We start from the raw sequence: 21,617 nt of genomic DNA on the forward strand, positions 1-21,617 counted from the left end.
GATGTCTCCGTGGAGTGGAAATTAGGCCAGCTCGGCGAGCAGCGACCGAAATGCGGCATCAGGCGCCGCTACTACGTCCGCAAGCCCCATGGCGACGCCTTTCTCGCCCATGTAGGTCACGGCCTGGGTGCCGCGGACTTTCTCCGCAGACATACCCCTATTGCGGGCAACCGTTCCGACGAACAGTTCGCCCATCGTGTCGATGTCTTCCTGGAACCGAGCCAGCGCCTCTTTCGAGAGCGGAATCTCGGGATGGCCGTCGGCCTTTCGGTCACCGTAGGTGATGAAGGTGACCTGCACGCCAGCGCTGGTCAGCGCCTTGCTGAAGTCGACATGCATGCAGATCACGCCGATCGAGCCGACTCCGCCCGTGCGCGGCACGGCGATCTTGTCGGCGGCCGATGCGATGGCGTATGCCGCTGAGTAGGCGCCGTCGCTCAGAATGGCGTGGATCGGCTTCTTACCGCGCGCGCCGTAGATCGTGTCAACGAGGTCGAAGCAGCCTGACACTTCGCCGCCAGGCGAATCGACGTCGAGCATGATGGCCTCGATGTCCGGATCCTCAAGCGCCGTCAGGAAAGCCTGGCGGATTCCGTCGTAGCCGGTCATGCCACTGTACGGACGAAGCGATCCGAGCTTCTGGACGAGCGTGCCCTGCACCGGAATGATCGCTACCGGGCCGGCTCGGTCGTATCCACAGTCACGGTCGCGGTATTCATAGCCTTCCCCATCAAACGAGAAGGCCATCGGCTCGATGGCCATGCCGTCGAGGTTGACCATGCGCGTGATGTTCAGGCGCTCGGCCAAGGCCGAGATGACGATCTCCGCCTTGTCGCGGTGGATCGCCAGCGGGCGATTGAACATCCGCTGGGCAAGGTGCGCGAACTGCTGCATCAGGTGGCCTCGGGGTCTTTGATGGTTTCGGTGGCCGTCGGCTGGCCGCCGTCGCCCAGGCCCATGCCCGCCCAGCTCGGAACCGGAATACCGCGAGACTTGAAGCCCTCGATCTCCCGTGCGCGCTGGTCGAGCGTCTCTTCCCAGTCCTGCCCCTGTTCGATGGACTCCATCTGCAACGTGGACAGGCCGGCATCCATGCCCAGGATGGCGCCCTTCTTCTCGGCCACCGGGTCGATCCAGCCGCGCGCCGGGCCCATCCACGTGGCACGCGAATACAGCGCACGGAACTCATGGAACGGGGGTGCGCCAGGCGGGAGCGGATACTCGTCGATCTCCATGGACTCCTCGAGGAAGCACGCGAAGATCGGCTGGGCAAAGCCTTGGGTGAAGTCGTCCCGTCGCCGGGACATGGTCTTGAATGCTTCCAGTAGCGCACCGCGGGCGGAGCTGTAGTTCGTGTCCGACCAGTCATGGCTCATCTGCTGGGCAGAAAGGCCCGTAGCCGATGCGAAGTTCCGGAGGAACGACTTCTCGAAGGCTACGAAGTTGCCATTCGGGCGCTCCGATGCCACAGCGTTAATCTTCTCGCCCGGGAACAGGATCGGCAGCCGGGATTCTCCGAGCATGGTCTTCCGTTCACCGTGGAAATCGGCGCGGGCGTCCTGGTATGCGTTGAGATCCGACGCCTCACCGATCGCCTGCTCTACGAGCTGAGGATCGAAGGGACTCTCGATATATGCGCCGAAAATCGAATTGATGATCGCCGCATCGAGTTCGACCGCGTCGTATTTGGCCAACATCTTCATGCGCTGCAGGATCGGCGCGAAGATGCCAGCGCCACCGCGGTGCTGCGCGGCACGGTCCCGGTCGAAATCGTGAACGATGATCGGTCGGCCCCACGACGTCTCGCGTGGTACCGACTTCCATTCGACGCTCTTTGCCGCAGCCCACCAGTCGCCCTGATGCGCTTGACGAATCCAGTAAGCGTAGGCCGCACCGAACTCGTCGACCTGCACGCCGCCACGGTTGGTCTGCGTGTCGAACTGTAGCTGCGGGTTCGACAGACGGTCAGGATCGATAAGTTGAATGGCCGTTGCATACCGCGCGCGGCCTGGGCCGACACGCCCGGGAATCCACGCGACCTGGGCCAGTGCATCGCCATCGACCAGCTTGTGGCGAAGCGCCAGGCGCATCATCTGCGTGACGCTCTGCCCACGCTGGGCATCGCAATAGTGGGCGGGATCGTTCGCCCATGCACGGTAATGAGCCTCAGCGGCATTGCCGAACGCGGCGGCCCATTCAGCGTCGAAGCCGTCGATTCCGGTGATCTGCCGAAGTGCCCGGTAATCCGGCCGGACGAGCGGTCGATAGTGGCCGCCGATGGCGTTATCGAGAATGCGCGTGACGGCGCCCGAGGCCCACCCATCGTTTCGGACGAGATCGCGGACGCGCGCGACGATCCGATCCCGGTACATGTTGAGCTCGCCATCGGGCGAGTACAGGTACGGGTGCCACGCGGATACATGCTCGCCGTGGATGTCGGCGGCGTCATACGGGGCGTTTCCGCCACCCGCCAACGCGTTCGCTCGATTGGGCATTGTCGGGCGCGACGAAGGCGCGATCGGCAGCCCTTTCGCGTCCAGGATGGTCACCGGGCTATCCATCAGCGGTACCGGAACCGCATCGGGCGACGCGCACGCGAGACCACGCCAAGCTGCGACTGCAGCGTCTGGATCAGCGCAGCAAGCGCCTCGATGTTGCCGCGCGTATACGTGACCGACTTGGAACCGTCGCCCTGCGTGTAGCTGTAGCTCTCGCCCTTGGCGCCTGACATCAGGTCGATATAGGCCTGCTGGGCTTTCGCCAGATTCGCCTGCAGCACGTCCCGGGACATGCCAGCCAGCAGGCCGGTAGCCGGGTTGTAATTCAGCGAAGAGGTCACGAGAACTCCGATGCGTTGGTCAGGCCAGGCGGCTCGCAAACTTCTTGCGCGCCGCTGGCTCCTGCTTTGTCACGGTGGGGCCTGCCGCTCGCGGGAGCGGCGCAGCCACTACGGGCAGCTCCGGCTCGTCGCCGGCGACCGGCTGAGCGATTGGCGGCCCGATGGTCAGCTGGACTTCTTCAGCCCGTCGATTCAGCTTCAGGCCGACGTGGAGCAGGCTGCAAAGCGCCGCATATGCGTACACCCGGCAGTCGAGCGCCTCGTTTGCGCGACCAGGCGGCAATTCCCATACCCGGTATTTCTGCCCATGCGACAGCTTCGTCACGAGACGTTCGGACGTCAGCTGCGCGAAGTAGTTGATGTCCCGATCGCTCGGGAAATGCATGTAACCAGCGCCAGCCTCGTCGAGATGAAGCCTTTGCCGAATCGTGTCCTTCGCGGCGTTCACACCCAGGATCACTGGTCGGAAGCTGGCCTTGTTCCGCGCGCTCGGGCGTTTTGTCGGCCAGACCGGGGAGCGCTGTCCGTTGCGTGCCGATTCGCCCTTGATGGCGTAGATGCGCCGCCCAAGCCTTGCCTTCGCAAACTCGTACACGCGCTGCGTGTGGTGGCCACCCGAGTCAATGCATGCGGCCGAAATCTCGAAACCGCGCCCATCGGCACGGTGCCAGATACGCTTTAGGAAGGCGTCCACGCCATCCCATAGCTTTTGCTCGCCAGGGTCGCCCTCGATCACCTCGTGAGAAATCGACCATGACTCTTCATTCCGACCCCAGCCCACTACCTCGATCTCGACGCGGTCGTCCTGCACATCGCAGCCAGCGGTCACGATGGCAACGCCATCGGGTACATCCGCCGGCCAGACTTCGCATCGCGACGCCAGACGGTGCTCGGCGAGCGCTTTGTCGCCGCGGTCCTCATAGGGCTCACCGAGGACCAGGTTGATGAACGTCTGCCGCGCGAGCGGGTCGTCCTTCACCTTCAGCCATTCGGCAACCAGGTTGGCCCAACTGGCATTCGGGAACAGGCTGTAGCCTGCCCAGATGTGGAAGCCGGCGTGACCGTTGAACGGTTTGCCGGCGACCCACTCGCCGCGCTCGACCATCTCCGGCTTGTCCGTGTCATGGATGACACAGCCGTTAGCGCGGCAGAGGTAATAGACCGAGTCAGGGAGACCGTTGCCCTTGGCATCGGTCTCCCACTTCATTCCGTAGGGAAGGTCGGGCCCACCCCACTCCAGCACCTGCTTTTCGCCGCAGTGCGGGCAAGGGACGTGATAGCGGCGCTGGTCGCTGGCTTCCCAGCTTTTTTCGATCCTGCTGTAGCCCTTGATCGTCGGCGTACTGCCAAGGCCGATCTTCCGGTTCCAGAACGTCTCCGTTCGCTTGGCGCCCAGGGCGATCTGGTCGCCTTCGTTGCCTGCCCCGTTGACCGGGTTGCCATCCACCTCATCGAACAGAGCGATCCGTACTGTGATACGACGGAATCCGGCAGGAGAGTTCGCGCCGACCATCTGCAAGCTTGCGCCGTTGGTCAGCGTCTTCTTGAGAATGGTCTGGTTGCTGTCCTTGGCCTTCGGACTGCCCGCGATCGCCGCAAGCACCGGAGTATCCCGGAGCATGGGGGCAATCTCGGTCTTGCTGTAATCCTCCGCGTCCTCGACGCGAGGCTGCACCACCATGATCGGTGAAGGATCTTGGTGCAGGTAATAGCCGATGACGTGGTCAAGGATCTTCGTGTAACCGACACGGGCCGACTTCATCACGGTAACCCACGTCACCGACGTATCGGTGAACGCGTCCATGATCCCACGCTGATACGCGAACGCCTCGAACTTGCCTGTCTGCGCGCTGGTCTCTCGCGACAATACCGCGTAGCACTCGGCCCACTGGCTGAGGGTCAGCTTCGGCGGTGGCTGCAGGTTGGCCGAGAGAGCCACGTCGAGGCCAAGTTTCAGCGCCTGGTAGCCGCGCTCGTACCGCCTACCCTCCGACGCCAGCAGGTCCACGCGTCAGTTCCTCGAGCGCCTTGGTGATCATTTCCAAGAGCGCGTCCTGTACCTCGTTGACAGTCTTGAGCCGATGGAGCTTCGGAGCCTGCTCGGCCGGAATAGCCAGTAGGCGTGTGCGCACCCGGGCGTAGCTCGCCCCGACCGCCGCGGCGACTTCGTCCACGGCAACGACAGCCCCGGACTTCTGGTCGTATTCGAGCTGGTTGAGCAGTGCGAGATAGTTCTCCTTGATCCGGATCGCTTCTTCACGTGAATGCGGTGCAGCACTGAGCGCAATCCGCTCAGCGGCCTGCGCAGGTGTCTCGCCAGGCTTCCGTTCGGCTTTGACCCTTGGCTTGACCGTTACCTGGTCCGGCGCGTTACCCGAGTTACCCGAATCGTTACCCTCGTCGTTGGGTAACCCATCCCGTCGGTACTTTTTCAGCAGCGCATTCGACGCCTTGACGTCGACCCCGCCATCGGCCAGAACCAGCCAATCACGGGCCTTCCAGGTCGTAACGGTCTTCTTGCTGACGCCGTGCATCCGGGCGAACTCGGCCTGGCTGACGACGGTCATGCGTTACCCAAATTTCAAAAGTTCAAAGCTAGAGAACCATCGCGGCGCGCAATGCCCACGATGCCCGACGGGCCAGGAGGGACCCATTCAAATTTCACACTAGCTTAACATATCGTTCAGGTTCAGGCTGGTGACCGGGGTCACCGTGCGGTCGCCAGCGCGCGGGCCATCGCGCGGTCGAAGGCTGGCTTCCACCCCGCATCGATGACGTCGCGGGCCCGATCGCCGTACCCCAGGCGCTTCTTCACCGGAAGGGCATCGCCAAATCGGATCAGAAGCTTGAGCCCAGCGGGTTGGCCGCGGCGCGCTCGCACTCGCTGCCACACGCCATTGACCGCACCGTTCTTCGTGTTCACAGGTCCGATGAATACGTCACTTCGCGCCTTAAGGCGCGCGAGCGTTGCTCGGGTCAGCTGGCCGTACTGGTCGAGCCGGATGTTCTTCGGGTTGAGCAGTGCCCGGCCAGGCAGCTTATGTGCCCCGCCCTCTTCGTACGGCGCCAAGTATTTCGCCGCTACTGGCCGAACGAATACAACGGCCGTCAGGTTTCGCTTATTCGAACCCTTCACGCCTACCGCATTGATGGTGAACGGCTTAGGCTTTTCGAACGTCGCCTTGATGTTTTCCTTTTCCGCTGCAGCTACTTGCTTGGCGAGGTCGTTGATCGCCTGAGATGCCGCGAAATCGAGCTGCTTGTACGCCAACGCCGAGAGCTGCTTACTCACCTGTTTCAGGTTCGATCGAACAGAGATCTCGATCGGCATATCAGACGGCCTTGGTGTAGACCGCTTTCCTGCAAACCGATGCCAGCTTCTCCTGGTCGGGCTCCATACCCGTGAGTGCGACCATGGCTCGCAAGCCGAAAAGATAAGGCCAGAACCACCAGCGAACGGTGATAACCACCGCAACCGTCGCCGTAGTCATGGCTTCACCAAATTCCGGATTGCCTGCATCTGTACGTTACAGTTCTGCAGGGCAACCTTTCGAGCGTTCGCAATGCGTACGACTTCCTCTACCTGAAGCGACGCGGCCTCCGCGATCGGGCAATCCTGCGTCAGCTCCGCAGGTACGGGAACATAGACCGGGACCTGGACGCGAACCACCTGCGGGACCGGCACGGGCTTCACTGAAGTGTCGCATCCAGCGAGAAATGCCAAGATGATCAGTAGCCAGACAGCGCGGGGCATAGCTGTGCCTCCAGTACGGCGTGGCAGTCCGGCGCCTTGGCGCTTTCGGTGACCTTTGCGGCGAACGCAGTTCCGACGGTGTTGTTCTTGGCCTTCTGGCCGGCGGAGTCGTCAATAAGCGCCTGCGCCTGGCCCTGCATCAGTTTCCACTTGGCCTCAGCAGCCGCGGTGGCGTCGTTGGCCTGCGTTAGGGCAAGCGCGCAGCGGTCGGTATTACCTTGCACGGTGCTCAGGTCACGCCTTGCATCGGCAAGATCGGTCTGCAGGCTATCCACATACCACCATTCGCAACCGACAGCGATGACGGCCAGCAGGCCGCCAATGGCATAGGCGTAGATCTTGTTCATGCCGGCGGCAACCTCTCGTCACGCGGGACCGTCGGCCGGGGCGGTGGCACCTTCTGGCCTTGCGCGCGGATGCGAAGGAAGAATCCAAGACCGGCGATCACCGGCGCGATCTTCGCCACAAGCCCAACCGGTAGCATCGACTGCAATTCCGGCGAATTAAGCCAGACCTCCGGCAGAACAGCCAGGACAGCGAACACGTAGGTGCTGTGCCACTTCCACCAGTTGCGGGCATCATCGACAAGCTTCATTTCAGATGCCTCACCTGCTGGAGCTCGTGGATGTCCTGCGTGTTTCGATCGGTCTGCACCTTCAGCTCCGCCATCTGCCGCGTGAGGCTTGGGATGTCGGAGAGCTGCTGGCTCAGGGTTTGCAGCTGCGCGTTTGTGACAGCCTGCTGCGTCTTTATCTCGCCGATCTGGGCGGTCTGGCTCGACAGGCCCTGAGCCTGCTTCTCCAGGTTTCCCGTGATCGACATGAAGATGTACGCGGACGCCCCAAGGAGGAGCGTGACGACGAATCCCGCAACCCATCGCTCGACCGGGCCGAGCTTCAGGTGGGTGACGCCGTCATTGCCGCGCGTGATGTCCATGGGCTCATCCACTCGCTATACACCCAGCGCCTTGATTGCCCGCGCATAGCGCGCCTGGCGGTCCTCCCACCCATTGGGTAGGCCGGTCTTCTTGTTCCTTCCATTGATGCGCACCGAGACCTCAAGGAGGTCGCCGGCATCAGCCCATGTGTTCAGTTCCTCGGATGCCCAGAACCAGCCGGCAGAGCGCGCGGCAAGCTCGTCGGCCTCAAGCAACTGAGGGTTCGCCACCAGGTCGATACCCAACGCGCGACTGGCGCGCATGTAGTTCGTTCGTCCGGTGATCTGGATCAGGCCTCGGCCACGGAATGTCGAGCCATCGCCATGTTGCAGATTTCCGAGATCGGCCCTGCCTTCGTACCCAATCTGGGCGGCCGTCGGTCCCCAGATTTCACGTGTCAGCGAGAAGCCCATGGATTCGTGGCCGCACTGCGCCAAGAATGCCGCTTGCCGCCTAGCGGTTCCGATGTCGAACTCTTCCATCGCCGCGGTCAAAATCCCGGCCCAACGCGTAGCACGCGGCATCGAAACACCGGTCGCCAACTGAAAGGTTATGGCGTCCATGGCTACTCCGATGCGCCAGCACCGAAGTGCTGGTTGATAAGTGATCAGGTTCAGCGAGCCGGGACCACCAGGGGAAGTGGTCAGGCGTAAGGGGAGGAACGCTTAGCGGCAGCACCGTAACGGCTCACGCCGTGGTCCTCTGGTGCATGTAGCGGACCTGATCTGGTGAAACTGGAGCGGGTCGCCGGATTCGAACCGGCACCTCCAACCTTGGAAGGGTTGCACTCTGCCCGTTGAGCTAGACCCGCAAATAAAAAAGCCCAGCGCAATGGCTGGGCTAAATCGTTCGGTCGCACGAAGCGGCAGGAGCATTGTACAAATCAAAATTGAGGTCCGATACCTCAATTTTTTGGCCTTCGCCTTCCGCGGTATATGGCGTTGATAGCGGCGGCGCTTGTCACCTGTGACGCCTCGACCGCGCGGAGCCTATCCGCTTCCTCCCGATCCGCTTCTCTTTGCGCCGCTGCAGCCCTGGCCGACACGTCACGTGCGTGTAGGCTTCTCGATCGCTCGATGGCCTGGGAGGTGGTTGTCCCGACGAACGAGACGTCCCTCCAACCATCAGCAATGCCAAGGGCACCCACCGCCGCGTTTATCCGCGCCAGCACTTCCGGACTTAGCGATCCGACGAACCATTCCCCTGCGTGTCGCAGATCTTCGAGGGCCATATGGATCGCAGTTTCAGCCTCGACCGCTCGCGAGGGCTCGGTCATGTCCATCACGAGCATTCTTCGATATCTGACCGGGCTACCGGTCTGAAGCGCCGACAGGCGCGAGCGAAAGTGAGTAGCGGATCCCACCTTGAACCAAGCGTCGTCGGCGTGCTCAAACTCTACGATGTAGATTCCGCCCCTACCTGCGGACGACTCGGATAAACGCACGCTCAGCCTCGGCGAGTTGTTCTGCGACCAGGTTGTAGAGCCAATCATATGGCCCCAGCCATCGTTCATTGAACGACGCCTCTTTCATGCCGAGCTTAGCAGCACGCCAGGACGGCCCGAAGCGCACCGTGCCGGTACCCGCGCAGCGCGGGCAAACCTCATGGCCCTCACGCTTGTTAAGGTTTCCGTGGCCGTTGCACTCCCTGCACTGCCTGGGGTGCCTGACCTCTTCAAGCACTGCCTCTCGGATCGCGTAATACGCCTTGGCGATAACTACCGGCTCCGTCTTCACGCACCACTTGGGCCAACGGCTGGAGCATGCCTTGGAATAGGCTGCCGTGGCCGCGCTACGGTTGTCGTTGAACTCCAGCGATGCCACGCCGGCGAGCGCCCGATACATGGCCGTCTCGCGCGCGGTCCATTCGGCCAGCTGGGCGTCAAGCAGGAGTCGGTGCAACCGCGCCTCGGAGCGCCTTGATCCATCTGGCCAGTGGATGCGGCAGAGCAGTTCCCTGCCAAGTCCATCAGGAACCATAGCGACTGCGGCGGCGATGTCCTGGGGCGTGAGCTCGGGAATCCCTCCCCTGCCCACGTCATAGCGCACGGTCGAGGCGTTCAGCCTCGCGAGAAGATCGGCGGATCGCTCGGCTGTGTGTTCGGAGGCGTACATGGGGTTCCCCTTACTGCTTGATGTGGTCGGCGCCCGGCGGGACGCCCTTCTTCTTGTGCCTTCCCATCCGGCGAAGGAGCGCGGCGGCGCTCACTAGGCCTGATGCGGCGGTGCTTACGCGAACCGCCAGTTTTTCGAGCTCCGTTGGTCCCATCAGCGGCAACCACTTCACTTCGTCGTTAAGGTCTGACGCCGCCTTCAGCTTCGCCTCGACCTGGTCGTCCAGTCGCTTCTTCATGGCGGTTCAGGCGCTCGCTCCGGCCAGGGCGCGCCAGCCAGATAGGCTTCGATGACTTCGCGCGCCTCGTCCCACCCGTGGCAGCACTCCGCCTGGTAGCCGTTGTCGTTGAGGTCAGCGATCCACTGGCGCTGCGCCGGCGAGAGCGAGCCACCATCACGGCGCTTCATCTCAATGTAGAGGCCATGGAACTCACCCCGTGCGACGGGCAGGCACGTGTCCGGCACGCCAGGCTTTACGCCCTCGGCCGCAAGCTTCCCAGCCACGGCCTTGTGCCGGTGGCCACCGTTGGGGATGGCATACATCAAGCGGAGAGACGGGTGCTTGCCAGCAGCGAGTGAGGCCCAGCGAAACAGCGCTGCCTGCTCTTCGTGCTCAGTGGGAATGCGTGCGCCCATCATTCGCCCTCTCCCGGCAGTCGGAAGACCGTGACGATCGCGTTCCGTGCCCCATCAACGACGAACACGACGCGTGCCTTGCTTACACCGTACCAGTAGCCCAGGTACTGGCGGCCCACCATCAGATGGGCGTGCCCCGGGCAGCGGTCGCGGATCTTCTGCTTCGTCTTCTTACCGGCGCGGCGCGAGCCGTACCACTCCGCACCGATGTCCAGACCGCCACACCGCTCGGCGAAGCGCTGAGCGGCATGGCGCGTGATGTGCGGCATGTCGGCGGTGTTCATACGTCACCCGACTGGGCGAAGGTCGGCAGGTCCGACCGCTCCAGCATCAGGTTCTGGTACTCGAGCAGCTGGTCATCGGTTCCGTAGAACTCGCGGAATCGGCGCGGCTCGCGCTCAAGGCTCGGGCCGAACTTCTCGGCGTGCGCCTGGTAGCCGTGATCCGGGTACGGAAGGAACTTGCCCTGGTGATGTAGGTGACAGAGACACACGGTGAAGTCGTGCCCGCGGCGCCGTCCGCCCGACAGGAGATGGTGGATTTCGAGGTCCCGGCCGAAGCTCGCGCGCGCCAGCCCGTGGTCCACCCCATTGAGGTGGCAGGCGACACAGCCCTTCACGCGCATCGCGTCCCAGCGGACCACCTGCGCCTTCGTCGGCTTGCCAGTGCTGCGGTTCTGGCGAAGCTTCGGTTTAATTTTTACCGCTTTAAGACACTCTGGGTGACCCTTTTTGCCATTCGATAAACCGCGCGCCGTCACACCCTGACGGGCAGCGGTCATGGCAACGAAACCATGGTGGGACGGCAGCGGCGCCTTGCGATTTAGGGGGGTGCGTTTCACGCCGATTTCGACCCCTCGGCGGCGGCCATACGGTCCAGTTCGGCGGCGATAAGAGCACCAGCACGAATAAGGTTTTCCCGACGGTCTCTGGGCTTCCACCAACTGAGATGCCAAGGCCAGAGCGAGTCGGCCACCAATGCGAGATCGCGAAAATCGGTGTTGTACAGCGCGTAGCAGGCTGCGGCCCGCACAAGCTCGTCGTTACGGTAGGTGCTATCGCCTTCGGCAGTCCAACCTTCGCAGGCCTTCTGGCGATCGCGCTCCAGCCGAATCAACCCAATGCCGTCAAGCGCGGACGGCGCGGGGGTATCTGGGCCAGGCGGAATCTTCGGCGAGTTCGTCGGCATGGGCTGATAGCCGTTACCGTTCGTGCCGTCATATCGATTGTTCATGCGGCTTTGGCTCCTTCGTTCGGCAGCGCCAGCACGTGGCACCGGATATCGGCCAGCAGCGCCACGTCGTTCGTATCGGTAACTTTTCCGCTGGCCGACAGCTCGTAGACGCCCACAAGGCTGACGGCGTGCTTGCGGCAATGGCGGTCGTAGTCGACATGGCGGTAGCTGTAGGCAGCTGCTTCTCCGTTGGCGCCAATGAAGATCGCAATTCGGCCATGGTCGAGCACGGCAGTACGAGCGGCTCGATGCACCGCCGTCACACCCTGACGATGCACATTGCCGAGATAGATCTGGTGCTGGGCGCTGACGATGACGTAATTCACACGACGTATCGCGGGCCGCTGGTGGGTGGATGCGGTCATCCCTTGAATCCTCGGGGCATGAATTTCTCGATGCTGGACGGTGCCGGATCGAACGGCGGCTCCCAGCTGCTGTATTCGTCCAGGCGCATCTGGTCGAATCGGTTCACCAGCTCGATGCTCTGGCCCACCTTGATGTTTCTGCCCTTGCCCTTGATCACGTCCACGAGGCCTCGCCTCGCGCTGGTCGGGTCGTAATAGTCGTCGCGGTGCAGGAACAGGATCACGTCAGCCTTCTGCTCGATCTCTCCCGACTCGCGCAGGTCGGACATCACCGGTCGAGGATCCTTGCGCTTGCTCACCTCGCGGTTCAGCTGCGCCAGCAGGACGACCGGAATGCGCAGTTCCTTCGCCAGCGTCTTCGCGCCCTGGGCGATACGGCCGTACTCGTGGCGGGCCTCCTTCCTCGGGTCGACCCACATGTCGTGCATGTGATCGATGACGATCATGTCCAGCGGTCGCTGGATGTGGGCGCGGCGCGCGCGGGCCATGAGCTGGTCGATGCTGATGCCAGGCGTCTCGTCGATCAGCAGCGGCGCATCGATGAGTCTGCTGGTCGCCGCGGTGAGGCGCGGCCAATAGTCTTCGGCGTTCGGATCGTGCGGCGTCGGGCTCTCTACCCAGTCGTGCGCGATATGTCCCTCGCACGCGACGGCCCGCGCCATTACCTCGTCGGCGGTCATCTCGACGGTGAAGAACGCGACGTTCTTGCCGTGCAGCGCGTTGTGGATGGCGATCTGCAGGGCAAACACGGTCTTGCCCATGCTGGGACGGGCGCCGACGACGTACAGCACGCCAGGTCGAAGGCCCTTCGTGTCACGGTTTAGGTCGGCCCATGGCCACGGCAGACCGAGAAGGCGCACGGGAGCGCCAGCCGGTGCCGCCTCGGCTTCCAGATAGCGGGCCATCAGGGTGTTCTGCATGCGCGTCATCGCTGGCCGCGCGGACTCCAGACCGCCGCGCATCCGGCTCGCGTGCATGCCGGACAGTTGGTGCACGGCATCGCCCACGATCGCGTCAGACGCGGCGCCCGGCCTGTTGGCCTGCTGCTGGATCCGGGCGCCAATGTACGCGGCGCGGCGCAGGCGCGAACGCTCCACCACGATTTCCGCATGGGCCACGACGTTCGCGGCGCTGGGCGTGGTGTTCGCCAGGTGCAGCAGGTAGCCGGGACCGCCAGCCTCCTCGCCGATCCCGTGGGCCTCGAACCAGTCGCCCATCGTGATGGGGTCGCACGGTGCGTTGCGTTCGGCCAGGCCACACACGGCCCGGTAGATCAGCTGGTGATCGGTGCGCAGGAAGTCCTCAGCCGTCAGCCAGTCGCTCACCTTCACTAGGCTCTCGGGCACCAGCATCAGGCTGCCCAGCACGGCCTGCTCGGCCTCGATCGACGCGATGGGCATGCGCTCGTCGAAACGGGCGAAATCGTCCATGCCGGGGAAATCGTTGGGCTGAGCGCTCATGCGGCCATAGCCCTCTTCTCCTGCTCACCCACGGTCGTCAGGCGGCACTCGCCATCGGGGTCGAACCACCAGAGCTTGAGGTAATTGCCCTCGACGTAGTTGCGGTAGGTCTGCCGCCAGTCCTTCTGCCGCTTGCCGCTGGCCCGGGCCTTGCGCAGGAAGACGCGCCAGCTGAGCTCGAGGAACTCGGGCGGGATGCCAGCGCTCTCGGCGTAGGCGAACACGGTGTCGGTCGGCGGGATTGCGTCAGCGCCGTCCAGGGTCGCCAGCCACGTGTCGATCGTGACTGATCCCTTGGACTTCTTCCCACCCGAAGGCGGGTCCGACTTGTTCGGACCCGGTTTCTCTTGATCTTCTTCTTTCCCTGTCCCTGTCCCTGTCCCTGTCTTAGCCGTGACAGGTGCGTGACCTGTCACGGTGACAGGTGCGTGACAGGTCACATGCGCATCAATGTGACTAGTCAGACCGTGCTCGGAGATCATGGCGCGGAGCACTGACGTTTTCACGTTCCACTCCGGGACCACGTTAATGGACCTCAGGGCTTCGAACGCCTGCTTTCGCCACTCGCGCTCACGATCCTTGCGGGCCTTCTCGTTTTCCTTGCCCTCTCGGTATTCCTGGCGCTCTGACCAAGCCTCAATAGCTTTCTCAGCGACGACGGGGTGATACCAACGCCCGTCAGCACACATGACAAAACCCCGCATTGCGCCGTCGCGCACCTTGCGCCAGCCCTTCACATCGCGCGCATAACCGGCGTACGCCGCGAGTGATTTCTCGTCGTCAGGTAGGCTGGCTGCCGGAACCTGGTTCCAGGACGCGCACCAGAGCAGCACAGCCGCACGGAACTCGTCCCCGCTGGCACTGATTGACAGTTGGCTGTCACGAAGACGGTTAACGTCCAGAGGCATGAACGGCAAGCCTCGGAGATCTACGTCAGCAGGGACGAGAGGATCCATTGTGACGGTCTCACTCATCAGTGCACCAGCTTCACGGGGTCGCTAGATGTCTTGGCGAGAAGTTCAGTGGCCTTGGCCATCACCGCAACGTCGGCGATGCCGGCAGCTGCACAGAGGACCACCATCGACGCAGCGGAGATATTCACGATCGACTCGGCCGCAGCGGTATCGCCTTTTTCGCGAGCACGAAGAAAAAGGCGGTGGTGGCATGCGGCAACCATTGCGAGGTCGTCCAGATCTTTCTCGTACATATTCACTCCGGCTTCCGGGAAAGCGCAGGCACGCAACCGGCCGGATCCGGCTGTCCCGGGGGAGCTACTCCCCGGTAAGCGTGCTGCGGGTCGAACAAGGGCATCTGCGGCGCGGGCCGCAGCGATGAGAGGTGCATTTCGGCAGCGACGAGCTGCTCAGGCGTCGCCCCATGCGCCAGCACGCCAGGCAGTAAAGCCTTTGCGCGAAGGTAGCCTGGAGACGACAGGCGGTTCATCAGGCGGTCTGCTCAGCCTTGGCGGCGCGCAGGCGGTTAATCAGCCCGATGAGTGCCGACTGATGGGCATGGCCCGCTGCAGCGATCGCGTTCATCTCGTTTGCCGTGATGACGTTGTCGGCGAGGGCGTCGTGGATCGTCATCGAGAGCTTGCCCTCGGTCATACCGAGGCCGAGCACGTGGCTGACGATCGACTTGCCGTCGGTCTGCTCCTCGACCTTCGTGAGGGCGAACCCGTGTTCCTGTGCCAGCGCCTGGAGGATGCGCATATCGCCCGTGGCGCTCATGATCGCGTCCGCCTCCACCAGGGTCAGGTGGTTCGTCGCGTTGTTGGCGTTGACCTTGTTGCGCAGGATGCCGGCCGACACGCCAATGCGCGGCGCAAGCGATTCGGCACCGCCTGGGTAGGCGTGGACGGTCTGGGCGGCGGCGTCGAGAACATGCATGGTCGTCTCACTCACATGAAGATTTGGCTTCAGATCGGGCGTACATTTCTCACCACGGCAGCAGTGAGCCGGTCTGCAGGGGATGTGGTTAGCGGCGATGCGCGCGGCGGCGCAGGGGCCAGAAAGCGGTAACGGTGAAGATCAACAGAGCAAGGAGATCACGAGTCATGGGCGGCTCCCCGGAGGGGTGAATCGCTCCGAGCGGTAAGATGGGTGAGCGACCACACCACTCACCAACTCGGAGCGATTCATGAGCGAGGAAACAACGGGATTCGATGGATTCAACATGGGCGAATTGCTTGCCCAGCGGGCCGTGCTACTCGCACTCATCGCGACCCATCCCGATAAGGAACTACTGCGTAAAGCCATCCACGAAGCTTCGCTAGGACTGTCCGCAACGGCCCTACAGGGGAATCAACCGGATGGCGCTCAACAGCGGTTCGATCGGTCGATTGATCACTTCCTGCGGACGACCGAGTTGAGCTTCTGAAAGAAGCGATGAAGTCGGCCCCGTCCTGTTCTACACCAGCGCGGAACGCAGAACGTGTGGAAGCGTAAGGCTCTGAACCGGCGGCGGCCGCTTGAGCATACGTGCCTCCAAGGGATTCGATGCTGTCACCGAACGCGATGCGAACCTCGGTAGCGCGTGCCATTCGCTCGTGCTTTTCAACCAAGTCGCGCAGTCGGTAAATCTGGAAGGAGGCGGCGAGCATCCAACCCAGCGATGAGATGGACAACACGAGCGCCAGGATGGCGAGGGGGAATGCGGCTTCACTCATTGGCAGCGGCCTCATGGGCAGTATTCGGCGCGCCGAAGACATCGGGGCGGAGCGCTTCGCGAGGGACGGCGCCGTGGGTGCTATCGCTGATCCGGCGAGCAAGCAGCGAGCTGGGCTGCTTGTGTCCCTTGGCCACCATGTAGAGCGTCTCGGCGCTGCACTTGGCCTCATCCGCGATTCGGGCGAGCACCGGGCAGCCTCGGAGTCCTGTCCCGCCGGAGTTTTCGCAGTACGTGGTCAGCTTCATGGTCACCGACATTACCGTTTCGATAATGCCTAGTCAATACCGTTTCGGTCATTTACCACTTAGGTAACGAATGGGAGCATCCCCGCCATGGACGTAGCTGAAATCCGACGCCGCAACATAAGCCTACTTATCGAGCAATCCGGTGGGCCGACGGAGTTTGGGCGCCGCATCGAGCGCGACCAAGCGCAGGTCAGCCAGTGGACCTCGGCGACGAAGCCAAAGCCGGTCGGTGGCCGCCTGGCCCGCCACATAGAAGAAAAGCTGGGTCATCCGAATGGGTGGATGGACGCTCCCCAGTGGGAGGCGCAACCCGCGTCACAAAGCCACTCGCAGCCCGTGCGACTGGACCCTGAAATAGTCCGTGACGTGGCACGCGCATTGCAGGAGGTCTATAGAGACGAGCTTGGGCGCGTCTACGACATAGTCGAGGAACCGGAGCTCTTCGCAGAGATGTATGAGCGCACGGTAGCCCTTGGTCAGGTAGAGACCAGGAGCAACCTCATCTGGCTTGGCACACGGATTCGTAAGGTGGCGTCACTGGGGGCGCCTAGGGATGAGCGAAGTAAGGGTACACATGATCAAGGGGCTGGTCCGGGATCGTCTCGGCCTCGCCACGCAAAAAAGGGCTGAACCCGACGCAGCGACGGGCGGTAACTGTGTCAAGTTCCCGGCACCGCTTGTTGAATGCCAGATTCGGGCACCAGCGATGCGTCCTCTCCTCCGGCGGCAGATGATCGAAAAGCTACGGCGCAATGCCGCGGAGCTACAAAGCACTGGGTAGTAGTCCCACTTCAGCAAGACCCGCATAAGCCCGCCTCGAGCGGGCTTTTTTACGCCCATTTGTGAAGGTCTGGTCTCACCTATAAAAAGATTACCGAAACGGTATTGCATACCCATAACCTTTTCGGTAATGTTCTTCCCATCGCCCCACCCCGGGGCAGGGAGGACCTCGATGGCCACCACTACCTGGACGTCGCCGCGTATCCAGCTGACCGACACCGTCTACGTTGACGTCAGCGCCAGCGCCGATGGCGTCACCCTCGGCGAATCCGCCAACCACACCATCGCGTCGGACATGCACCTGTCCCCGCGTAACGCACGCCTTCTGGCTATCGCCCTGCTCCAGGGCGCCGAAGAGTGCGAGAAGGCACAGGCGGTGCAGCCGTGAGCCGCGGGAATGCCGATCACATCACCGCGCCTCTCACCGAAGCTATCGAGCTCCTGCGGGTTGGCACGGAAAACGGCACCTTCGATGCCGAAGATCTGATCGCAAAACTGCTCGTTGCGAAGTCCCGTAGCGAGCGCGCAGCCACCGCAGTTCACCTCGCTGAGAAGTTCGAGCACCTGGTGCGTACCGCGCCGCTCGATGCCTGTACCGGCGTGCTCGGCCGGGATCTCGCGCGCGCCATCGCTTCGGCCAAGGGCATCCCCTCGGTCCTCGTCCACTACCAGCAGATGGCGCGTGATGCGCAGCCGGTGGCGGCATGAACCAGTCCCTGCACCAGCGCCAGGCCCTCACGGCCTACAACATCGTCCAGGCTTCGAAGCGGCACGATTTGCGCGTGGCCGAGGCTGAGTACCGCCGTCCGGCACGCCCTAACGTCAAGGTTCGCGGCGTCGTTTCGAAGCCGCGCCGCGCTGCCCGCACGATGGACCGCATCCGCGCTTTCTGCGACTGGTTCGCCGACAACGGTTGGGTGTTGATCGTTGGACTTTGCCTCGCGGTTGCCCTGCTCTTCGGCCGCGCCAATGGGGTGATCCAGTGAGCCGAATCGAGCGGCGCATCGCAGGCGCCATCACCTGGTGGCAGTCCGCGCCCATCGACGAGAAAGCCGCCGTGGCGCTCTTGGTCCTGCCGCTCGTCCTCGTCCTGATCTTCGCCTCTGTCGCTCCAGCGCATCCCCTCCCTGCCCCCGTGCGCTGAGCGGCTTCACCCGAGCCCGGCGGCCTATCCGGGCACCCATTCAACAACGCCGGCACGGCCGGCAAGGAATCTCCATGGACCGTTTCGACACCAGCACGACCGGCATCACCACCGACGCCGTCAGCGGCCTCATCTGGACGCGTGGCTACGCTACCGAGGGTGAGGTGAATTACGAGGACGCTGAAGCCGCCGTTGCCAAGCTCAACGAGCAGCAGTTCGGTGGCTTCTCCGATTGGCGCCTGCCGACGGTCAAGGAGCTCTTCGCCCTAGTCGACCACGAGCGCTTCAAGCCTGCGATCGACACCAACGCGTTTGAGTCGGGCGAGTACGACTGGGTGTGGTCCAGCACGCCCGTCGCGTCGGCTCCGGCCTTCGCCTGGGTCGTCGGCTTCTACCTCGGCGACGTCGGCTACGGCCACCGTGGCTACGGCAACGCGTTCGTGCGCGCGGTGCGGTCGTCGTCGCCGGCCGGTCAGTAATCGAACTTCGTACTGACCCTCTCATGCCGCGCACACCCGACATGTTCTCCGGCTGGTTCGACAACCAGTCCACCCAGCAGCGCGAGCACTGGGACAACGGGGTGCGCGGCCGCTTCGCCCACCGGCGCTGCATCGAGACAAGCAACCCGTGGCCCGAGCTTCGCCCCGCATGGGGCACCAATCCCGACCTTCCGACTAACGCAGGAGCGCCAGCAACCGCATGAAAGCCACGATCCTCACCGGTGATTGCCGCGAAGTCCTGCGCACTCTGGCGGAGAACAGCGTGGACGCGGTAGTTACCGATCCGCCCTACGGCCTCGAGTTTATGGGGAAGGACTGGGATGCCCCGTGGAAAGAGCAGGATTCAGCGGGTGGAAAAGTCTCAGGTTTTGGCCAGCCGGATGGCACGCCTTTTCGACATAAGCGCGGAACGCCCGCATTCGGTGCAAACGGAAATCCCACGTGCGAAAACTGCGGAGGCGATAAGTATCGCAACGGACCGCGAAAATGCTCCTGCGAGCATCCATCTTTCCCTAACCACGCTGCAGTCCAAATGCGAGCGTTCCAGGCGTGGTGCCAGGTATGGGCAACCGAATTGCTAAGGGTCGCCAAGCCAGGCGCGTATCTACTCGCTTTCGGCGGATCCCGTACGTATCACCGACTCACCGCAGCGCTCGAGGATTCCGGTTGGGAGATCCGCGACACGATCATGTGGATCTACGGCTCGGGCTTCCCTAAGTCGAAGAACGGCGAATGGGGTGGCACGGCGCTGAAGCCTGCGCACGAGCCGATAATCATGGCCCGAAAGCCGCTAATCGGGACCCAAGCGGCCAACTTCGAGGCTCATGGGACAGGCGGTCTGAACATCGCCGCGTGCCGCGTTCCGACCAGCGAGGACCTCTCTGGTGGCGCGTACAACAGCAAGGGCGCCCGCTCCACCTCGCCCGCGATGAGCCCGACTGGAATGAATCGGCCTGGGGCAACGGCCGCGGGCGAGTTCGTGCAGCCGCCCGGACGCTGGCCAGCAAACGTCATCCACGATGGCAGCGATGTGATCGTGGGTGCATTTCCCGATGCACCAGGTCAACAAGGCGACCTCTCAAATCACGCAGCATGCCGCCAAAGCCCCAATGGCATCTTCGGAGGAATGCGTCCGGCGCTCGACCACAAGGCGCGCAGCGACGCCGGCAGCGCGGCTCGCTTCTTCTATTGCGCTAAGACCACTCGGGCCGACCGAAATGCCGGGCTGGGCGCCAGCGCCACGCTGGCCGTCGGCACGAACGCGACAATGCGCGATTGCGAGGACGCCGACTGGGAGGCGCGGAACGGAAACTTCCATCCGACCGTCAAGCCGACCGAACTGATGCGGTACTTGTGCCGCCTGGTGACTCCGGCCGGTGGCACGGTTCTAGATCCGTTCATGGGATCCGGAAGCACTGGACGCGGCGCCGTGCTCGAAAACCGCCGCTTCATAGGCATCGAGATGGACCGAGCCTATGCCGCGATTGCGGCTGCACGTATTGCCTCAGCCGAAAGTGATGTGGCCCAGGGCGCCGCCCAGGCCGACCTGTTCAAGGAATCTGCGGCATGACGGCGAGCATGTTCCCCGCCGCTTCGTTCGAGACCGTGCCGCTGGCCAAGGCCAACGAGCTGCTCGAGGCATGGGGCCACAAGATGGGAGCGCTCCTGCGCGGCAACAGCGCAGCGCTCCACTGTCACGCCCTGTTCGTGCACGGGGAGCCGGTGGCGATCGCCTGCACGTCGAGCCTCATCCGTGAGCGCGTGGGCGGGGGACTCGGTCACCTGACCCGGGCCAATGCGGTCGAACTGAGCCGCCTCTGCGCTCGTGAGCCGTGGGCGTGCCGCGTAGCCCTGCGCCTATGGCGCGAGGTGGTCTTCCCCGGCCTCGGCGTTGCGGCAGCCATCAGCTACCAGGACGCGGATCTCCACACGGGCAATACCTACCGTTTCGACGGCTGGGCCCGCGCTGGCTACTCGCACAGCGGGAACGACAAACGCACCGGCCGCCAAGGTCGGGACAAGTACATCTGGGTATGGCCGCCGCACGCGGCCTCAGGAATCGCAGCATGACCACCACCATTTCCCCCGAAGACTTCGAGAAGGCCGTGCGCCGCGCGTGCGTGCGTGCCATCGCGCGCGCCGTAGCCAGCGAGCCACTGCGTGCCGGCGACCGAACCGCGGTGCAGCACGGCGCCGTGCTGAAGGACATTGCCGACGAGGCCGACCTGTCCATCCCGCAGACCAGGCGCCACATGCGAGTTCTGCAGGACGCCGGCAAGGCCATCCGCGACGATCGCCGCGGCGGTTCCACTGCCTGGTGGCTGGTCGGGTTGGCTGCCGAGCTCAAGGGCCCGGATCCGGTGTGCGCGCCTCGTCAGGGTGTGACGGCTATGCCCGTCGCCGCGCCGCCTGCGCATGCCGTGCCTTCGACCATAGCCGCGCGTCAGACCGTGACGACCCAGCGCGACAACTGGTGGGAAGTCCTCGGCGTCAACCAGGACGACTCGTTCCGTGACTGCACCGCCGCCTACCGCGAAGCCCATGCGCGCCTGCTTTCCGACGAAAGCCCCGAAGCGCCAGCCCTTATCGACCGCCTGAAGACCGCCTACGACGGCGCAGCCAAGGCCCACGAAGTACAGGTGACCGAATGAAACAGGTGATCGTTTTCCCTCGCGGGCAGCTGTCTCCCGAGGACCGCCGCCACATGTACGAGGCAGGCTTCGTTGCCGTCGAAGCCGACGACCCTTCAAAGGTGGTTCTGGCCGTGCCGCTCGCTGTCTCGGCGCCGACGCTTGGCACCGACGAACTGACGATGGCACTGCTGCATGCCGTCGGCACGACGACTTGGGAGGAGCCGAAGCGGCTCTTCGCCGAAGAGATGCACCGCCGAGCCGTCGCGCGCGAGAAGTCCCTCGCATCGTCGAAGACAGGAGACTGACG

36 protein-coding genes and 1 tRNA gene are annotated in these 21,617 nt (G+C 63.5%); 11 read left to right on the plus strand and 26 right to left on the minus strand.

Translation table 11 applies throughout. From position 1 onward, the window contains the following. Nucleotides 1-21: 21 nt before the first annotated feature. The 25 genes from L2Y96_RS18025 to L2Y96_RS18135 all read right to left on the minus strand — a co-directional run bounded on the left by L2Y96_RS18025 (nt 22) and on the right by L2Y96_RS18135 (nt 15,227). Entirely contained in the window at nt 22-894 is an 873-nt protein-coding gene (locus tag L2Y96_RS18025) for a S49 family peptidase (RefSeq protein WP_247328963.1), read from the minus strand. Next, nucleotides 894-2,549, minus strand: coding sequence for a phage portal protein (locus L2Y96_RS18030; RefSeq protein WP_247328965.1), 1,656 nt, complete (start codon nt 2,547-2,549; stop codon nt 894-896). Before L2Y96_RS18030 ends, L2Y96_RS18025 begins: the two co-directional genes overlap by 1 nt. Nucleotides 2,550-2,560: 11 nt before the next feature. Then, the gene (gene gpW, locus L2Y96_RS18035; RefSeq protein ID WP_247328967.1) at nt 2,561-2,839 is read right to left on the minus strand and encodes a gpW family protein; all 279 of its coding nucleotides are present in this window, start codon (nt 2,837-2,839) and stop codon (nt 2,561-2,563) included. A 19-nt stretch (nt 2,840-2,858) separates the two neighbouring features. Next, on the minus strand, nt 2,859-4,847 hold the full coding sequence (locus L2Y96_RS18040) for a phage terminase large subunit family protein (RefSeq protein WP_247328969.1): 1,989 nt from the start codon (nt 4,845-4,847) through the stop codon (nt 2,859-2,861). Further along, nucleotides 4,822-5,406 (minus strand): hypothetical protein, encoded by a 585-nt coding sequence (locus tag L2Y96_RS18045; RefSeq protein ID WP_247328971.1) that lies wholly within the window; start codon nt 5,404-5,406, stop codon nt 4,822-4,824. Before L2Y96_RS18045 ends, L2Y96_RS18040 begins: the two co-directional genes overlap by 26 nt. A 140-nt stretch (nt 5,407-5,546) precedes the next feature. Beyond that, nucleotides 5,547-6,170, minus strand: a complete 624-nt coding sequence (locus L2Y96_RS18050; protein WP_247328973.1) for a hypothetical protein — start codon at nt 6,168-6,170, stop codon at nt 5,547-5,549. A gap of 1 nt (nt 6,171) precedes the next feature. Next, the gene (locus L2Y96_RS18055; protein WP_247328974.1) at nt 6,172-6,330 is read right to left on the minus strand and encodes a hypothetical protein; all 159 of its coding nucleotides are present in this window, start codon (nt 6,328-6,330) and stop codon (nt 6,172-6,174) included. Continuing rightward, nucleotides 6,327-6,593: an Rz1-like lysis system protein LysC gene (gene lysC / locus L2Y96_RS23090; protein ID WP_425492436.1), complete on the minus strand. Its 267-nt coding sequence runs from the start codon at nt 6,591-6,593 to the stop codon at nt 6,327-6,329. The genes L2Y96_RS18055 and lysC overlap by 4 nt, the downstream gene beginning before the upstream one ends. Further along, nucleotides 6,569-6,940, minus strand: a complete 372-nt coding sequence (locus L2Y96_RS18060; protein ID WP_247328976.1) for a hypothetical protein — start codon at nt 6,938-6,940, stop codon at nt 6,569-6,571. Before L2Y96_RS18060 ends, lysC begins: the two co-directional genes overlap by 25 nt. Then, nucleotides 6,937-7,188 (minus strand): DUF7940 domain-containing protein, encoded by a 252-nt coding sequence (locus L2Y96_RS18065; protein ID WP_247328977.1) that lies wholly within the window; start codon nt 7,186-7,188, stop codon nt 6,937-6,939. Before L2Y96_RS18065 ends, L2Y96_RS18060 begins: the two co-directional genes overlap by 4 nt. After that, complete coding sequence (locus tag L2Y96_RS18070; protein ID WP_247328979.1) at nt 7,185-7,529, minus strand: hypothetical protein; 345 nt, start codon at nt 7,527-7,529, stop codon at nt 7,185-7,187. Before L2Y96_RS18070 ends, L2Y96_RS18065 begins: the two co-directional genes overlap by 4 nt. 15 nt (nt 7,530-7,544) lie before the next feature. After that, the gene (locus L2Y96_RS18075) at nt 7,545-8,093 is read right to left on the minus strand and encodes a glycoside hydrolase family 19 protein (RefSeq protein ID WP_247328981.1); all 549 of its coding nucleotides are present in this window, start codon (nt 8,091-8,093) and stop codon (nt 7,545-7,547) included. A gap of 172 nt (nt 8,094-8,265) precedes the next feature. Beyond that, nucleotides 8,266-8,341 (minus strand) — tRNA-Gly (locus tag L2Y96_RS18080). A gap of 93 nt (nt 8,342-8,434) precedes the next feature. Continuing rightward, on the minus strand, nt 8,435-9,043 hold the full coding sequence (locus L2Y96_RS23095; protein ID WP_425492437.1) for a GIY-YIG nuclease family protein: 609 nt from the start codon (nt 9,041-9,043) through the stop codon (nt 8,435-8,437). After that, nucleotides 8,946-9,644 carry a hypothetical protein gene (locus tag L2Y96_RS18085; protein WP_247328983.1) on the minus strand — a complete coding sequence of 233 codons (699 nt, stop codon included), beginning with the start codon at nt 9,642-9,644 and terminating at the stop codon, nt 8,946-8,948. The genes L2Y96_RS23095 and L2Y96_RS18085 overlap by 98 nt, the downstream gene beginning before the upstream one ends. A gap of 10 nt (nt 9,645-9,654) precedes the next feature. Further along, nucleotides 9,655-9,882 (minus strand): hypothetical protein, encoded by a 228-nt coding sequence (locus L2Y96_RS18090; RefSeq protein WP_247328985.1) that lies wholly within the window; start codon nt 9,880-9,882, stop codon nt 9,655-9,657. Beyond that, nucleotides 9,879-10,283, minus strand: a complete 405-nt coding sequence (locus L2Y96_RS18095; RefSeq protein ID WP_247328988.1) for a VRR-NUC domain-containing protein — start codon at nt 10,281-10,283, stop codon at nt 9,879-9,881. Before L2Y96_RS18095 ends, L2Y96_RS18090 begins: the two co-directional genes overlap by 4 nt. Continuing rightward, a complete protein-coding gene (locus tag L2Y96_RS18100) occupies nt 10,280-10,564 on the minus strand; it encodes a hypothetical protein (RefSeq protein WP_247328990.1) in 285 nt (94 codons plus the stop codon). The genes L2Y96_RS18095 and L2Y96_RS18100 overlap by 4 nt, the downstream gene beginning before the upstream one ends. After that, nucleotides 10,561-11,061 carry a Ref family recombination enhancement nuclease gene (locus tag L2Y96_RS18105; protein ID WP_247328992.1) on the minus strand — a complete coding sequence of 167 codons (501 nt, stop codon included), beginning with the start codon at nt 11,059-11,061 and terminating at the stop codon, nt 10,561-10,563. Before L2Y96_RS18105 ends, L2Y96_RS18100 begins: the two co-directional genes overlap by 4 nt. Nucleotides 11,062-11,117: 56 nt before the next feature. Continuing rightward, a complete protein-coding gene (locus tag L2Y96_RS18110; RefSeq protein WP_247328993.1) occupies nt 11,118-11,513 on the minus strand; it encodes a hypothetical protein in 396 nt (131 codons plus the stop codon). Beyond that, a complete protein-coding gene (locus L2Y96_RS18115; protein ID WP_247328995.1) occupies nt 11,510-11,878 on the minus strand; it encodes a hypothetical protein in 369 nt (122 codons plus the stop codon). The genes L2Y96_RS18110 and L2Y96_RS18115 overlap by 4 nt, the downstream gene beginning before the upstream one ends. Further along, complete coding sequence (locus L2Y96_RS18120) at nt 11,875-13,308, minus strand: replicative DNA helicase (RefSeq protein ID WP_247328997.1); 1,434 nt, start codon at nt 13,306-13,308, stop codon at nt 11,875-11,877. The genes L2Y96_RS18115 and L2Y96_RS18120 overlap by 4 nt, the downstream gene beginning before the upstream one ends. A gap of 26 nt (nt 13,309-13,334) precedes the next feature. Further along, a complete protein-coding gene (locus L2Y96_RS18125; protein WP_247328999.1) occupies nt 13,335-14,246 on the minus strand; it encodes a DUF1376 domain-containing protein in 912 nt (303 codons plus the stop codon). 65 nt (nt 14,247-14,311) lie between these two features. Beyond that, nucleotides 14,312-14,545 carry a hypothetical protein gene (locus L2Y96_RS18130; RefSeq protein WP_247329001.1) on the minus strand — a complete coding sequence of 78 codons (234 nt, stop codon included), beginning with the start codon at nt 14,543-14,545 and terminating at the stop codon, nt 14,312-14,314. A gap of 235 nt (nt 14,546-14,780) precedes the next feature. After that, nucleotides 14,781-15,227 (minus strand): phage regulatory CII family protein, encoded by a 447-nt coding sequence (locus L2Y96_RS18135; RefSeq protein WP_247329003.1) that lies wholly within the window; start codon nt 15,225-15,227, stop codon nt 14,781-14,783. A gap of 250 nt (nt 15,228-15,477) precedes the next feature. On the opposite strand from L2Y96_RS18135, the gene L2Y96_RS18140 reads away from it, so the two are divergent. After that, a complete protein-coding gene (locus tag L2Y96_RS18140) occupies nt 15,478-15,717 on the plus strand; it encodes a hypothetical protein (RefSeq protein WP_247329005.1) in 240 nt (79 codons plus the stop codon). A 281-nt stretch (nt 15,718-15,998) separates the two neighbouring features. Here the strand turns inward: L2Y96_RS18140 and L2Y96_RS18145 are convergent, their stop codons facing one another. After that, a complete protein-coding gene (locus L2Y96_RS18145) occupies nt 15,999-16,265 on the minus strand; it encodes a helix-turn-helix domain-containing protein (RefSeq protein ID WP_247329006.1) in 267 nt (88 codons plus the stop codon). A 940-nt stretch (nt 16,266-17,205) separates the two neighbouring features. Here L2Y96_RS18145 and L2Y96_RS18150 point away from each other — a divergent pair. The 10 genes from L2Y96_RS18150 to L2Y96_RS18195 all read left to right on the plus strand — a co-directional run bounded on the left by L2Y96_RS18150 (nt 17,206) and on the right by L2Y96_RS18195 (nt 21,615). Continuing rightward, the gene (locus tag L2Y96_RS18150; RefSeq protein ID WP_247329008.1) at nt 17,206-17,421 is read left to right on the plus strand and encodes a hypothetical protein; all 216 of its coding nucleotides are present in this window, start codon (nt 17,206-17,208) and stop codon (nt 17,419-17,421) included. Further along, a complete protein-coding gene (locus L2Y96_RS18155) occupies nt 17,418-17,741 on the plus strand; it encodes a hypothetical protein (RefSeq protein WP_247329011.1) in 324 nt (107 codons plus the stop codon). Before L2Y96_RS18150 ends, L2Y96_RS18155 begins: the two co-directional genes overlap by 4 nt. Further along, nucleotides 17,738-18,019 (plus strand): hypothetical protein, encoded by a 282-nt coding sequence (locus tag L2Y96_RS18160; protein ID WP_247329012.1) that lies wholly within the window; start codon nt 17,738-17,740, stop codon nt 18,017-18,019. Before L2Y96_RS18155 ends, L2Y96_RS18160 begins: the two co-directional genes overlap by 4 nt. Continuing rightward, nucleotides 18,016-18,177: a hypothetical protein gene (locus L2Y96_RS18165; RefSeq protein WP_247329014.1), complete on the plus strand. Its 162-nt coding sequence runs from the start codon at nt 18,016-18,018 to the stop codon at nt 18,175-18,177. The genes L2Y96_RS18160 and L2Y96_RS18165 overlap by 4 nt, the downstream gene beginning before the upstream one ends. A 74-nt stretch (nt 18,178-18,251) precedes the next feature. Further along, nucleotides 18,252-18,656 (plus strand): Lcl C-terminal domain-containing protein, encoded by a 405-nt coding sequence (locus L2Y96_RS18170; protein ID WP_247329016.1) that lies wholly within the window; start codon nt 18,252-18,254, stop codon nt 18,654-18,656. A gap of 23 nt (nt 18,657-18,679) precedes the next feature. After that, a complete protein-coding gene (locus L2Y96_RS18175) occupies nt 18,680-18,880 on the plus strand; it encodes a hypothetical protein (RefSeq protein WP_247329018.1) in 201 nt (66 codons plus the stop codon). Continuing rightward, the gene (locus L2Y96_RS18180; RefSeq protein ID WP_247329020.1) at nt 18,877-20,247 is read left to right on the plus strand and encodes a DNA-methyltransferase; all 1,371 of its coding nucleotides are present in this window, start codon (nt 18,877-18,879) and stop codon (nt 20,245-20,247) included. Before L2Y96_RS18175 ends, L2Y96_RS18180 begins: the two co-directional genes overlap by 4 nt. Further along, nucleotides 20,244-20,747 carry a hypothetical protein gene (locus L2Y96_RS18185; RefSeq protein ID WP_247329022.1) on the plus strand — a complete coding sequence of 168 codons (504 nt, stop codon included), beginning with the start codon at nt 20,244-20,246 and terminating at the stop codon, nt 20,745-20,747. The genes L2Y96_RS18180 and L2Y96_RS18185 overlap by 4 nt, the downstream gene beginning before the upstream one ends. Then, the gene (locus L2Y96_RS18190; protein WP_247329023.1) at nt 20,744-21,328 is read left to right on the plus strand and encodes a hypothetical protein; all 585 of its coding nucleotides are present in this window, start codon (nt 20,744-20,746) and stop codon (nt 21,326-21,328) included. The genes L2Y96_RS18185 and L2Y96_RS18190 overlap by 4 nt, the downstream gene beginning before the upstream one ends. Continuing rightward, the gene (locus tag L2Y96_RS18195; RefSeq protein ID WP_247329025.1) at nt 21,325-21,615 is read left to right on the plus strand and encodes a hypothetical protein; all 291 of its coding nucleotides are present in this window, start codon (nt 21,325-21,327) and stop codon (nt 21,613-21,615) included. The genes L2Y96_RS18190 and L2Y96_RS18195 overlap by 4 nt, the downstream gene beginning before the upstream one ends. Nucleotides 21,616-21,617: the final 2 nt, after the last annotated feature.

It is taken from the genome of Luteibacter aegosomaticola, assembly GCF_023078475.1.
Taxonomy (GTDB): Bacteria; Pseudomonadota; Gammaproteobacteria; order Xanthomonadales; family Rhodanobacteraceae; genus Luteibacter; species Luteibacter aegosomaticola.